The organism is Streptomyces sp. NPDC048185, from assembly GCF_043202495.1.
Classification (GTDB): Bacteria; Actinomycetota; Actinomycetes; order Streptomycetales; family Streptomycetaceae; genus Streptomyces.
This window is the reverse complement of record NZ_JBIDAN010000005.1, coordinates 17,011-30,032: the sequence shown is the minus strand read 5'-3', so window position 1 is coordinate 30,032 and position 13,022 is coordinate 17,011. Positions and strand designations below refer to the sequence as shown.

The window sequence follows — 13,022 nt, the reverse complement described above, 5'->3', positions numbered from 1 at the left end:
GTTGACCATTTCGTCGGCAGTTTCCCCACCCCTGCCCGCCTTCCGACAGCCGTTCACGGAGAACGCCGATGACCACGCTCCCCCGCCCCACCTCCCGCGGTGTCGCCGCGCCGGACGTCCGCCCGGTCCGGGTCACGGGCCCGCGTGTCGCGCGCCTCCTGGAGGAGGCGGACGGAGCCGACGACCCGCGGCGGGCGGCCCTTGCGGCCGCTTTCTGGAGCGAGGCTGAGCGGCTGGGCACCCCGCTCGTCGAGGAACTCGACGGCCAACCCGGCCACCGGGCGGTCACGTTCCTGTGGCGCGGCCACCGCGCCACCCGCCAGGTGCTGTTGTTCGGCAACCGCATCACCGACCGCGGCCGTCTGGCCGGTTCGCTGCTGGAACGGGTGCCCGGCACCGATGTCTGGCACCTGGGTCTGCGGCTGCGTGCCGACCACCGCGGTTCGTACCGGCTCGCCGCCGACATCTCGCCCAAGGAGCCGCCCACCGACCCGGTCGCCCTCCAGCAGCGACTGCGGTCGCTGTCCGCGCACGCCGCCGCCGACCCGCTCAACTCCCGGACCGTCTCGACCCGTTGGCAGTCCTCCGACAGCTCGGTCTTCGCCCTCCCGGCCGCCCCGCCCCAGCCGTGGGCCGGCCGCCGGGGCACGGTGCCGGCCGGCCGGGTCGAACGGCACCGGGTCCCGGGCGCGGCTCCCGTCGGGGACCGGGACGCCTGGGTCTACCTGCCGCCGGCTCACGACCGTGCCGTCGACGCCCCGTTGCCGGTAGCGCTGCTCTGCGACGGCGACATGTGGTTCGGGCGGCTCGGCCTCGGCGGCACACTGGACGCGCTGATCGCCGACGGGATGCTGCCGCCGCTGGCCGTGGTGGCGCCGGACGCCGTGGACCGGCGGACGCGCTGGCGCGACCTGGGCGGCCGGGAGCCGTTCGTCGCCTTCCTGGCCGACGAGTTGCTGCCGTGGGCTGCCGGTCGCTGGCCGCTCACCACGGACCCGCGGCGCACCGTCGTCGCCGGACAGAGTCTCGGTGGCGTGACCGCGCTGTACGCGGGTCTGCTGCGGCCCGACCGGTTCGGCAACGTCCTCGCCCAGTCCGCCTCCCTGTGGTGGCGGCCGGGGCTGCCGCCGCCGTCCGGGCCCAAACCGCCGGTGTACGGCACGCCCTGGCTCGTCGGCCGCTACGCCGCCGGCACCTCCCGGCCCGTACGCGTCCATCTGGAAGTCGGGCTGCACGAGGGCGCCATGGTCGACCACAGCCGCGCCCTGCACGACGCGTTGCGCACGGCGGGCCACCGCGTCACCTACGACGAGTTCAACGGCGGTCACGACTACGCCTGCTGGCACGGCACCCTGGCCGACGGCCTGGTCCGTCTGCTCGGCGACCCCGCCTCCTGATCCACCCTCCGCATGTCCACCCCCGTCGCCACAAGGAGCGATCCCTTCATGTCCTCTGCACGTGCGTCCCGCAGAACCGTTCTCACCTCCGCCGTCGCCGTCGTGACCGGAGCGCTGCTCCTGACCGGCTGCGACGACGACGGCAGCGACAGCGCGGGCGGCAAGGACTCGGGCAGCCGTCAGGTCACCGACGTCACGGGCCGCAAGGTCGACGTGCCCGCCGAGCCGCAGAAGGTCGTCACGCTGAGCGAGCCCACGCTGGACGCCGCCCTCGCGCTCGGCATCGAGCCGGTCGGCGCCACCGCCGGGCGCGGGCAGAAGGGCGTGTCCACCTACCTTGCCGACAAGGCGGGCAAGGCCGAAGTGGTCGCCACGGTCGCGGAGGCCGACATGGAGAAGCTGGCCGCGCTCCAGCCCGACCTGATCCTGCTGGACGAGACCACGGCGGTGAAGAAGGACGTCTCGAAACTGGAGTCCCTAGCCCCGACCGTCGTCACCGCCAAGCTCAACGAGGACTGGAAGACGGCGTTCACCGCCACGGCCGACGCGCTGAACCAGAAGGCGCAGGCCGAGAAGATCCTCACCGGCTTCGACGCGGACGTGGCCGCCGTCAAGGCGAAGCTCGGGGGCAACGCCGGGGCGGTGGTCAGCGTCGTCCGCTGGCAGAACAAGGCACCGTCGGTGGTCGGCCGCGGCGTCGGCCACGTGGGCTCCACCCTCACCGCCCTCGGCATGCAGCGGCCCAAGGACCAGCAGGGTGTCGGCACCGGGCACAGCGAGCCGGTCAGCCTGGAGAAGCTGTCCACCATCGACGGCGACTGGCTCTTCTTCGGCACCCTCGGCGAGAAGGCCGACGGCGAGAAGGCGTACGCCGAGGCGAAGACAGTCCCCAACTTCGGCAGGCTGAAGGCCGAGCAGGAGGGCCACGTCGTAGTCGTCCAGGGCTCCGCCTGGAACAGCGCCGGCGGCCCGCTGGCCGCGCGGATCGTCCTCGACGACCTCACGAAGGCGCTCGCCCCGTGACCGCCGCACTCGACGGCCGGCTCGCTCTCGTGACGGGGGCGGGCCGGGGCATCGGCGCGGCGGTGGTCACGGCCCTGGTCGAGGAGGGCGCCCGCGTGGTCGCCACCGACCTCACGGCCGACGGCGTCGAAGCGCTCGCCGGCAAGCACGGGGACCGCGTCGTCGCCCGTCCGCTGGACGTGACCGACGCCGCCGCGGTGCAGACCCTGGTCGACGAGACCGAGCGCACCGCCGGTCCGCTGGACATCGCGGTCAACGTCGCCGGAATCCTGCGCAGTTCCCACGTGACCGACCTCATCGACGAGGACTGGGCGGCCACCTTCGCGGTCAACACCGACGGGGTCTTCCACGTGTCGCGCGCCGTCGCCCGCCGGATGGCCGGCCGCGGCCGGGGCAGCATCGTCACCGTCGCGTCGAACGCGGCCGGCATCCCCCGCGCGGGCCTGGCCGCGTACGCCGCCTCCAAGGCCGCCGCCGTGATGTTCACCAAGTGTCTCGGCCTGGAGGTCGCCGGGCGTGGCGTGCGCTGCAACACGGTCTCCCCCGGCTCGACCATGACCGACATGCAGCGCGCCCTGTGGACGGCCGGCGAAGAGGCCGACTCCGTCCGGTGCGTGGTCGAGGGGGACCTTCCCTCCTACCGCACCGGCATCCCGCTCGGCCGGATCGCCGATCCCTCGGACATCGCCGACGCGGTGGTCTTCCTCGCCTCCGACCGCGCCCGGCACATCACGATGCACGACCTGTACGTCGACGGCGGCGCCACCCTGCGGGCCTGACCCCGGCCCCAGGGCGCACGGCTCACGTCCTCCCCACTGGAGACAACCATGTCCCTTTCCCTGCACGACACCCTGCAAGAACACCGCCACGAACCCGTGCCTGAGTCCACCTCCACGCCGGTCTCCCCCGGCGCCGCGACCGCGCTGCTGGAGTCCTACGAGCCGGCGACCGACCGGTTCCTCGCCACCCCCCACCGGACCCTCCTGGGCCGTGGCACCGCCGCCGAGATACCCCACGACTCGCGCCCGGTGGCCCGGCGGGTGCGCGAAGTGCTGGACGGGCTGCGGCGCCCGGGCGCCCCGGCACCGGTCGTCGTCGGCGCGCTGCCCTTCACCCCGGACGCCCCGCCCGCGCTGGCGGTGCCCGGGACGGTGCGCTGGGCGCCGCCGCTGTGCGAGGACCCGCTGATCGCGCTGCCGGTACCGCACGACGAGGACCGGCCCGACTGGCAGGTGCGGGAGGTGCCCGCACGCGAGCAGTACGGCGAGGCCGTCGCCGCGGCGGTCGCGCGGATGCGGGCCGGAGAGTTCGACAAGGTCGTCCTCGCCCGCACCCTGGAGCTGACCTCCCCGCGCGAACCCGACCTGCCGGTCATGCTGCGCCGCCTGGCCCGCCGTGACCCGGCCGGCTACACCTTCGCCGTGCCCAGCGGCCCCGGCCGTACCCTCATCGGCGCCAGCCCCGAACTGCTCGTCGCCCGGCGGGGCGGCCGACTGACCGCCAATCCCCTCGCGGGTTCGGCGCCCCGCAGCGCCGACCTGGCGGAGGACGTGCGGCGTGCCGTCGGGCTCCTGGAGTCCGAGAAGGACCTGCATGAGCATGCCGTGGTCGTCGCCGCCGTACGCGAGTCGCTGGCACCGTTCTGCACCTACCTGGTGGTGCCCGAGCGGCCCACCCTGGTGCGCACCGCGGCCATGTGGCACCTGTCGACCACGGTCACCGGCGAGCTCTCCGACCCCGCCACCACCGCCCTCGACCTGGCCTGCGCACTTCACCCCACCCCCGCGGTGTGCGGCACACCGACCGACGTGGCGCGCAAGGTGATCGCCGAGTCGGAGCCCTTCGACCGCGGCGCCTACACGGGCGTGGTCGGCTGGCAGGACGCCGACGGCGACGGCGAGTGGGTCGTGACGATCCGCTGCGCCGAGGCCGAGGGACGGGCGCTGAGGCTGTTCGCCGGGGCGGGGGTGGTGGCCGCCTCCACACCGGAGGCCGAGACGGCGGAGACCGCCGCCAAGTTCCGTACGTTCCTGCACGCGATGGGAGCCTCGCTGTGACCGTCACCCCTGGCGTGGACGCGCCGACCTGGCCCGCCGAGTTCGGCGAGCGCTACCGTGCCGCCGGCTACTGGCGCGGCGAGACCTTCGGCGGCATGCTGCGCGAGCGCGCCGCCGCGCACCCCGACCGGATCGCCCTGGTCGACCCGGCTCCCGAGCGCCGTACCTGGACCTACCGGGAGCTGGACGAGCGCGCCGCCCGGCTGGCCGCCGGATTCCTGGCGCGCGGCATCGCCAAGGGCGACCGGGTCGTCGTCCAGCTCCCGAACGTCGGCGAGTTCGTCGAGGTGGTCTTCGCCCTGTTCCGCGTCGGCGTGCTGCCGGTGTACGCGCTGCCCGCGCACCGCGAGACGGAGATCGCCCACTTCTGCTCCTTCACCGAGGCGGTCGCGTACGTCGTCCCGGACGTCCACGCCGGTTTCGACCACCGGGAACTGGCCTCGCGGATGCGGGAGCGGACGCCGAGCCTCAAGCACGTGTTCGTGGCCGGCGACCCCGGCGAGCACACCGCGCTGTCCGAGGTGCCGTGCGAGCCGTCCGGCCCGTTCGACGGGCCCGAGCCGCACGAGCTGGCGTTCCTCCAGCTGTCCGGCGGGACGACGGGTGTGTCCAAGCTGATCCCGCGCACCCACGACGACTACCTGTACTCGCTGTGGGGCTCCAACGAGATCTGCGGCGTCGACGCCGCCACCCGCTTCCTGGTGGTGCTGCCCGCCGCGCACAACTTCCCCATGAGTTCACCCGGCTGGCTCGGCGTGCTGTACGCGGGCGGCACGGTGGTGCTGTGCCCGGCGCCGGACCCGGACACCGCCTTCCCCCTGGTCGGGAGCGAGCGGATCACCATGACGGGGCTGGTGCCTCCGCTGGCCCTGGTGTGGACCGGGGCCGCGGCCGGTACGGAACACGACCTGTCCGCACTGGAGTTGGTCCTGGTGGGCGGCGCCAAGTACAGCGAGCAGGCCGCGCGCCGCCTGGAACCGGCGCTGGGCTGCCGGCTGATGCAGGTCTTCGGCATGGCCGAGGGTCTGGTCAACTACACGCGTCTGGACGACGACACCGAGACCGTGGTGACCACGCAGGGCCGGCCGATTTCCCCGGACGACGAGATCCGCGTCGTCGACGACGAGGACAACGACGTTCCCGACGGTGAGTCCGGGCATCTGCTGACCCGCGGCCCGTACACCATCCGCGGCTACTGGCGGGCGCCGGACCACAACCGGCGGGCGTTCACCGAGGACGGCTTCTACCGCACCGGTGACATCGTGCGCCGCACCCCCACCGGGCACCTCGTGGTGGAGGGCAGGGCCAAGGACCAGATCAACCGGGGCGGCGAGAAGATCGCGCCGGAGGAGGTGGAGAACATCATCCTCGCCCACCCGTCCGTGCACGACGTGTCGGTGGTCGCGGTCCCCGACGAGTACCTCGGCGAGCGCTCCCTGGCCTACGTGATCCTCCGCAAGGACGCGGAGCCGCTGAAGCCGGTCGCGGTGAAGCGGTTCGTGCGCGAGCGCGGTGTCGCCGCCTACAAGGTCCCCGACCTCGTCGAGTTCGTCGACGTCTTCCCGCAGACCGGCGTCGGCAAGATCAGCAAGAAGCACCTGCGCTCCGCCGCCGGCCGGTCCTGACCGTATCGAGAGGCCCTTCCCCATGGCACTCCCCGCCATCGCCCCCTACCCGCTCCCGGCCCCGGACGAACTCCCCGTCAACCGCGTGCCCTGGACCGTGGACCCGGCGCGAGCCGTGCTGCTCGTCCACGACCTCCAGCAGCACTTCCTGGGCGCCTTCCCGCCCGGCGAGCAGCCCTTGACCGGCATGCTCGGCAACACCGCGCGCCTGCTGAAGGAGTACCGACGCCTCGGCGTCCCGGTCGTCTACTCCGCCCAGCGCGGCGGCCAGACGCCCGAGGAACGTGGCCTCCAGCTCGACTTCTGGGGCCCCGGCGTCGCCGACGACCCCGAGAAGCTCGCCACGCCGGACGCCGTGGCCCCCGAGGACGGGGACACGGTGCTGACCAAGTGGAAGTACAGCGCCTTCGTGCGCACCGGACTGGCGGACCTGATGCGCGGGACGGGCCGCGACCAGATCGTCATCGTCGGCGTCTACGCGCACATCGGCGTGCTGATGACCGCCGCCGACGCCTGGCAGCGCGACATCCGGGCGTTCGTGGTCGCCGACGCCGTCGCCGACTTCTCCCGCGCCGACCACGACATGGCGCTGCGCTGGGCAGCCGGCCGCTGTGCGGTCGTGACCACCACCGACACGCTCCTTCAGGAGGTCTGAACCATGGTGCTCACCCTGGAGCAGATCCGCAGCGACATCGCCGACTGCCTCGGCGAGGACCCGGCGGACATACCCGTCGACGAGAACCTCGTCGACTGCGGCCTGGACTCGGTCCGCATCATGGCGCTCCTGGAGCGCTGGCGCCGCGACCACGCGGTGACGGCCGACTTCGCGGACCTGGCCGAGCAGCCCGCCATCGAGGCCTGGGCACCGTTGCTGGGGGCGGTATGACCGCCCTGCCCCTGACGGCCGCCCAGTCGGGCATGTGGTTCGCGCAGGCGCTGGACCCGCTCAGCGCCGCGCAGAACACCGCCGAGTGCCTGGAGATCGACGGACCGCTCGATCCGGGGTTGTTCGCCGAGTCCCTGCGCCGGGTGGCCGCCGAGGCCGAGGCGTTGCGCGTCCGGGTCGAGGGCGGCCCCGACGGTCCCGTGCAGCACGTCGCGGACAGCGTCGACCCACCCCTGACCGTGCGGGTCTCGGCCGACGCGGCCGAGGCCGAGGCATGGATGCGCGCCGACCTCGCCGAGCCGTTCGACCTGGCGTCCGGCCCGCTGTTCCGCCACGCCCTGTTCCGGACCGGCGACGACAGCTGGCTGTGGTACCAGTGCATCCACCACCTCGTCATGGACGGCTACGGCTACTCCCTGCTGGTGCGCCGCACCGCCGAGGTGTACTCGGCGCTCACCCGCGGCGAGGAGCCCGCCCCGCGCACCTTCGGCCACCTCGCCGACCTGGTCGCGGACGACACCGCGTACCGGACCTCGCCGGCCTTCGCGGCCGACCGCGCCCACTGGGCGGAGGCGTTCGCCGACCGGCCGGAGGTGCCCCGCCTCGCGGGACGCGGCGCGCTGCCGTCGCGCACCTTCCGCCGCCGGAGCGCCGAACTGTCCCCGGAGACCACCGGGCGTCTGAAGGACCTCGCGGCCAGGCTCCGCGCCACCTGGCCGGACGTGCTGATCGCCGCGCAGGCCCTCTACACCGCGCGGGCCACCGCCCGGACGGACGTGGTGCTGGGCCTGCCGATGATGGGCCGTATGGGGTCGGTGGCGCTGCGCGTGCCCGGCATGGTGATGAACGTGCTGCCGCTCAGGCTGACGGTCTCCCCCGACGCGACCTTCGCCGAGCTGGTGCGGCAGGTCGTCCTCGGCATCCGCGAGGTCCGCCGCCACCAGCGCTACCGCTACGAGGACATCCGCCGCGACCTGGGACTGCTCGGCGAGAGCCGGGCCCTGGTCGGCCCTCTGGTCAACGTCATGCCGTTCGACTACGACGTGGACTTCGCGGGCGCCCCCGCACGGGCCCGGAACCTGTCCGCGGGCCCGGTGGACGACCTGACGGTCAACATCTACGACCGCGCGGACGGGCGCGGCCTGCGCATCGACCACGACGGCAATCCGGCGCTGTACGAGGACGGCGACCTCGCCGCGCACCAGGCGCGGTTCCTGCACCTCGTGGACCGGCTGGCCGACACCGACGCGCAGCTGCCCCTCGCGGCCCACCCCGTCGCGACACCGGCCGAACGGGTCCTGGTGCTGGACGAGTTCAACCGCACGTCCCGCGCCCTGCCCCCGACCACGCTCATCGGCCCGATCGAGGCGCGGGCCGCCCGCACCCCGGACGCCACCGCGCTGGTCTTCGGGGAGACCGCGCTGACCTACGCCGAGCTGAACGCCCGCGCCAACCGGCTGGCCCGGCACCTCCAGTCGCTGGGCGCCGGGCCGGGCGCCGTGGTGGCGGTGTCGGTGCCGCGCTCGGTGGAGCTGGTCGTGACCCTGCTCGCGGTGCTGAAGGCGGGGGCGGCCTATCTGCCGCTGGACCCGGACTACCCGGCGCGGCGGCTGGCGTACATGCTCGGTGACGCCGCCCCGGTGTGCGCCGTCACCGACCGCGCCGGACGCCTCCCGGACGGCACCGGCACCCAGGTGGTCGTGCTGGACGGGCTCGACGTTTCGTCGTACCCGTGCACGGACCCGGCCCGTGCCCTGACCCCCGCTCATGCGGCGTACGTCATCTACACCTCCGGGTCGACGGGCCGCCCCAAGGGCGTGGTCGTGCCGCACCGGGCGATCGACAACCGGCTGCGCTGGATGCAGCACGAGTACGCGCTGACGCCCGGGGACCGGGTGCTGCAGAAGACGCCTTCGTCGTTCGACGTGTCGGTGTGGGAGTTCTTCTGGCCGCTGCGGGAGGGAGCGACTCTGGTCGTCGCGGAACCCGGTGGCCACAAGGATCCCGTGTACCTGGCCCGGTTGATCCGCGAACAGGCCGTCACCACCTGCCACTTCGTGCCGTCGATGCTCCAGGTGTTCCTGGGCGCGCCGCAGGCCGCGGGCTGCGCGGACGTGCTGCGCCGGGTGTTCTGCAGCGGCGAGGCGCTGCCCCGCGAGACGGCGTCGGCCTTCGCCCGCGCCCTGCCGGGCGTGGAGCTGCACAACCTGTACGGGCCGACCGAGGCCGCCGTCGACGTCTCGTACCACGCGTGCGACCGGGCGGACCCGGGTCGGGTGCCGATCGGGCGGCCGGTGTGGAACACCCGCCTGTACGTGCTGGATGCGGCCCTCCAGCCCTGCCCTCCCGGGGTGCCGGGCGAGCTGTATCTCGCGGGCGCGCAACTCGCCGACGGCTACCTGGGCCGGCCGGAGCTGACCGCGGCCCGGTTCGTGGCCGACCCCTTCGGACCGGCCGGCACGCGGATGTACCGCACGGGCGACCTGGCGCGGTGGACGGTCGAGGGCGAGGTCGAGTACCTCGGCCGTACCGACCACCAGGTCAAGCTGCGCGGCCAGCGCATCGAACTCGGCGAGATCGAGGCGGCGCTGGCGGCCGGGCCGGGGGTGGACGCCGCGTGCGCCGTGGTCCGGGACGACCGCCTCGTCGGCTATGTGACCGGCGCCGCCGACCCGGCCGAGGTCCGGGTGGCGCTGGCACGCGAGCTGCCCGAGCACATGGTCCCGGCGGCCGTCGTGGCGCTGGACGCCTTCCCGCTCACCCCCAACGGCAAGCTGGACCGCCGTGAGCTGCCCGACCCGGTCTTCACCGGCGGCGCGGGCACGCGGGGCCCGGCCTCCGCCCGCGAGGAGGCGCTGACCCGGCTGTTCGCCGAGGTGCTGGACGCGCAGGGGATCGGTCCCGACGACGCGTTCTTCGACCTGGGCGGCACCAGCCTGCTGGCGGTCCGACTGATGACGCGGATAGGGGAGGAGTTCGGCGCCGAGCTGACCATCGGCTCGCTGTTCGAGGCGCCTACGCCCGCCGCGCTCGCCGCCCGGCTGGAGGCCGCGGCGCCGGCCGCCGGGGACGCGCTGGGCGTCGTCCTGCCGCTGCGCACCGAGGGCGACCGGACACCGCTGTTCGGCATCCACCCGGCGGGCGGCCTCGCCTGGTGCTATGCGGGGCTGACCGCCCGGCTCGGACCGCAGCAGCCCGTGTACGGCCTCCAGGCCCGCGGCCTGACCGGTGAGGAGGCGCTGCCGCGCACGCTCCAGGAGGAGGCGGAGGACTATGCCCGGCAGGTGCGCGGGATCCAGCCGCACGGCCCGTACCGCCTGGTGGGCTGGTCGGTCGGCGGGGTCCTCGCGCACGCCGTCGCCGTGCTGCTCCAGGAGGCGGGCGAGGACGTGGAACTCCTGGCGCTGCTCGACGCGTTTCCCTCCGAGCAGTGGCGGGAGCGGCCCGCGCCCGAGGAGGGTGACGCGCTCACCGCCGTACTGCGCATGGCGGGCTTCGACCGCACCGGCGAGCGCACCCGCGAGGACGTGCTCGCCACGCTGCGCCGGGCGGGCAGCCCGCTGGCCGGACTCGCCGACCGCACCCTGTCCCGGATCGTCGACATCGTGCCGAACCACGCCCGCATGATGCGCGAGCACCGGCACCGCCAGTACGACGGCGACGTGCTGTTCTTCACGGCCGCCGCTCCCCGCGCCGAGGACTGGCTGACGCGGGAGGCGTGGCGCCCGTACGTGACCGGCTCCGTCGTCAACCACGACCTGGACTGCACCCACCCGCAGTTGATGCGGGACCGGTACCTCGACGACATCGCGGCGGTCCTCGCCGCCCGTCTGAAGGAGCTCGACGCATGACCGCCGAACCGGCCGGCCCCTTCGAACCCGGACCGGACGACGGCCGGGACGGGCATCTGGTGGTGGAGAACGCCGCGGGCCGGCTGTCGCTGTGGCCCGTCTGGCGCACGGTGCCCACCGGCTGGACGCCCCGCTTCGGCCCGGCCCCGTACGAGCGGTGCGTGCGCCGCGTGGTGGCGGGCACGCGATGACGTCCGCCTTCGCCATGGGGCCGGTACGGGCCCCGCTGCTGCGGCTCGTGCGGGCGCCGGAGCCGGGCGCCCCGCTCGACGGCTCCCTGCTGGACGAGGAGGAGCGGCGCCGTGCGGCGACGCTGCGGCGTCCGGCCGAGCGGGCCCTGTACGTCGCCGCGCACACCGCGCTGCGGCGGGTGCTGGGCGCGCACCTGGGGACACCGGCCGCGTCCGTGCAGCTCACGCGGCTGCCCTGCCCGGGCTGCGGCGGGCCGCACGGCCGTCCCGGCGTGGCCGGTCCGGCGGGCTCGGCCGTGCACTTCTCGCTCTCCCGCTCCGGCGGGCTGGCCCTGGTGGCGCTGGCCTCCCGGCCGGTGGGCGTGGACATCGAGCGCCTCCCCGGACGGCGCCTGGCCGAGGACGCCGCCCGGTCGCTGCACCCCGACGAGCGTGCGGAACTGGCGAGGCTGCCGCCCGGTGCCCTCCCCGGTGCCTTCGCCCGCTGCTGGACCCGCAAGGAGGCGTACCTCAAGGCGACCGGCGAGGGCCTGTCCGGTGCCGCTCTGCGTGGCCGGTACCTGGGCACCGGCCCCCGCCCGGCCGGGCTGCCCGGCTGGACGGTCGCGGACGTGGCGGTGCCGGCCGGATGGGCCGCGGCCTGTGCCGTGCCCGACGCGGGGCCGGCTCAGCGGCCGAGGAGCTCCACCAGGCCGTCGGCCAGTTCCGTGCGCCAACAGAGGTAGTCGTGACCGCCGTTGAACTCCCGGTAGGAGGAGTCGTGGTAGCCGAGGGACATGAGGGTGTCGCGCAGTCTGCGGGCCGCGGGCAGGGCCACCCACTCCTGCTCGCCGAAGGAGAGCCGGAAGCGCACCGGGAGCCGGGGTGTTCCGGCGATCGCCCGGGTCAGCCACTCCGCGTCCGGCCCCACCGGCCACCAGAACGAGCCCGACTGCACGAGGGCGTTGCCGAAGCGGTGCGGAGCCGCCGCCACCGCGTAGGCGGCGGTGAGCCCGCCGAGGCTCTGCCCGGCGATCACGGTGAGCGCCGGATCGTCGCTCAGGGGCAGGCGTCCGGCCGCCCAGGGCAGCAGCTCTCCGGTGAGGAAGTCGACGTACCCGGGGTTGCAGGACAGCTCCGCCCAGCGCGTGGCCTCGTCCACGGCTTCCGGCAGCACGGCGGCGACGGGCGGGAGGCGGCCGTCGACGATCAGGTTGTCGAGGAGGTGGGAGAGCCCGAGCCGGGACTGCCAGTGGTCGCCGTCGAGCAGGACCAGCACCGGCAGCCTCGCCGGCTCCCGGACGGTGCCGGGCGGCTCGTACAGCCGGACGCGGCGGGAGCCGCCGAGCCGGGTGCTCGCAAGGGTGTGCTCGGTGACGGTGCCTCGCGGGGTGCCCGGCCGCGGCTCCCAGTCCACGGCGCTCGGGGCGGCCGGGAGTTCGGCGTACGCGACCGGGCCGCCGTCCCAGCGGTGGGGCAGCGTACGGGAGTTGAACGGGTCGGGGCGCCTGCGGGTGCGCAGCCACTGCCGGTGGGCGGGAGTTCCGGGGCCCGGGCCGTCGCCCTCGTCGACGTAGAGGTCATAGGTGCCGCGCCAGTCGTGGCGCAGCCGCAGCGTCCAGTGCCAGACGTCCGTGCCGGGGGCGTGCTCCATGAGGTTCCCGTCGGGGTCGCGCGGGTCGCCGAGCTTGTTGGGCAAGACCTGGACGGCCCGGGTGGCGGGGGTGCCGCGCCACAGGAACGTCACCGCCCGGTGGTCCGCGCTGCCCTGCGGGTCGGGGCCGACGAGGGGCGTGCCGCGCTCGCGTACGTCCGCCCAGAAACCGTCGGTGCCGTCCGGCCCGGGCAGCGCGCACACGGGCCGGACGAGGCGGGGCACCGGGTCCGTCCGGGGCAGGCGGGGCGGGTGGTTCGGGGCTCCTTCCGGAGGCCCGGGGACGAACGTGCGTACGGAATCCAATTGACTGTCCATGATCTCTAAGTTAGGTTAGCCTTACCTTAGTTGATCTCACG

General features: G+C 74.4%; 11 protein-coding genes. 10 read left to right on the top strand and 1 reads right to left on the bottom strand.

Going from position 1 to position 13,022, the window contains the following annotated elements; genetic code table 11:
• Positions 1-68 precede the first annotated feature (68 nt).
• The 10 genes from fes (ACGF3H_RS16110) to ACGF3H_RS16065 are packed head-to-tail and all read left to right on the top strand — an operon-like array spanning position 69 to position 11,755.
• The gene (gene fes, locus ACGF3H_RS16110; protein ID WP_362500162.1) at positions 69-1,397 is read left to right on the top strand and encodes an enterochelin esterase; all 1,329 of its coding nucleotides are present in this window, start codon (positions 69-71) and stop codon (positions 1,395-1,397) included.
• 48 nt (positions 1,398-1,445) lie between these two features.
• Positions 1,446-2,420, top strand: a complete 975-nt coding sequence (locus ACGF3H_RS16105) for an ABC transporter substrate-binding protein (protein ID WP_362500163.1) — start codon at positions 1,446-1,448, stop codon at positions 2,418-2,420.
• Complete coding sequence (locus tag ACGF3H_RS16100) at positions 2,417-3,199, top strand: 2,3-dihydro-2,3-dihydroxybenzoate dehydrogenase (RefSeq protein ID WP_362500164.1); 783 nt, start codon at positions 2,417-2,419, stop codon at positions 3,197-3,199. The genes ACGF3H_RS16105 and ACGF3H_RS16100 overlap by 4 nt, the downstream gene beginning before the upstream one ends.
• A gap of 48 nt (positions 3,200-3,247) precedes the next feature.
• The gene (locus ACGF3H_RS16095) at positions 3,248-4,477 is read left to right on the top strand and encodes an isochorismate synthase (protein WP_362500165.1); all 1,230 of its coding nucleotides are present in this window, start codon (positions 3,248-3,250) and stop codon (positions 4,475-4,477) included.
• Positions 4,474-6,102 (top strand): (2,3-dihydroxybenzoyl)adenylate synthase, encoded by a 1,629-nt coding sequence (locus ACGF3H_RS16090; RefSeq protein WP_362500166.1) that lies wholly within the window; start codon positions 4,474-4,476, stop codon positions 6,100-6,102. The genes ACGF3H_RS16095 and ACGF3H_RS16090 overlap by 4 nt, the downstream gene beginning before the upstream one ends.
• A gap of 22 nt (positions 6,103-6,124) precedes the next feature.
• Complete coding sequence (locus ACGF3H_RS16085; protein ID WP_362500167.1) at positions 6,125-6,757, top strand: isochorismatase family protein; 633 nt, start codon at positions 6,125-6,127, stop codon at positions 6,755-6,757.
• Positions 6,758-6,760: 3 nt separating this feature from the next.
• Positions 6,761-6,988: a phosphopantetheine-binding protein gene (locus ACGF3H_RS16080; protein ID WP_362500168.1), complete on the top strand. Its 228-nt coding sequence runs from the start codon at positions 6,761-6,763 to the stop codon at positions 6,986-6,988.
• Entirely contained in the window at positions 6,985-10,839 is a 3,855-nt protein-coding gene (locus tag ACGF3H_RS16075) for an amino acid adenylation domain-containing protein (protein WP_362500169.1), read from the top strand. The genes ACGF3H_RS16080 and ACGF3H_RS16075 overlap by 4 nt, the downstream gene beginning before the upstream one ends.
• A complete protein-coding gene (locus ACGF3H_RS16070; RefSeq protein ID WP_362500170.1) occupies positions 10,836-11,030 on the top strand; it encodes an MbtH family NRPS accessory protein in 195 nt (64 codons plus the stop codon). The genes ACGF3H_RS16075 and ACGF3H_RS16070 overlap by 4 nt, the downstream gene beginning before the upstream one ends.
• On the top strand, positions 11,027-11,755 hold the full coding sequence (locus ACGF3H_RS16065; protein ID WP_362500171.1) for a 4'-phosphopantetheinyl transferase superfamily protein: 729 nt from the start codon (positions 11,027-11,029) through the stop codon (positions 11,753-11,755). Before ACGF3H_RS16070 ends, ACGF3H_RS16065 begins: the two co-directional genes overlap by 4 nt.
• Here the strand turns inward: ACGF3H_RS16065 and fes (ACGF3H_RS16060) are convergent.
• The gene (gene fes / locus ACGF3H_RS16060) at positions 11,698-12,981 is read right to left on the bottom strand and encodes an enterochelin esterase (RefSeq protein ID WP_362500172.1); all 1,284 of its coding nucleotides are present in this window, start codon (positions 12,979-12,981) and stop codon (positions 11,698-11,700) included. The genes ACGF3H_RS16065 and fes (ACGF3H_RS16060) overlap by 58 nt on opposite strands.
• Positions 12,982-13,022: the final 41 nt, after the last annotated feature.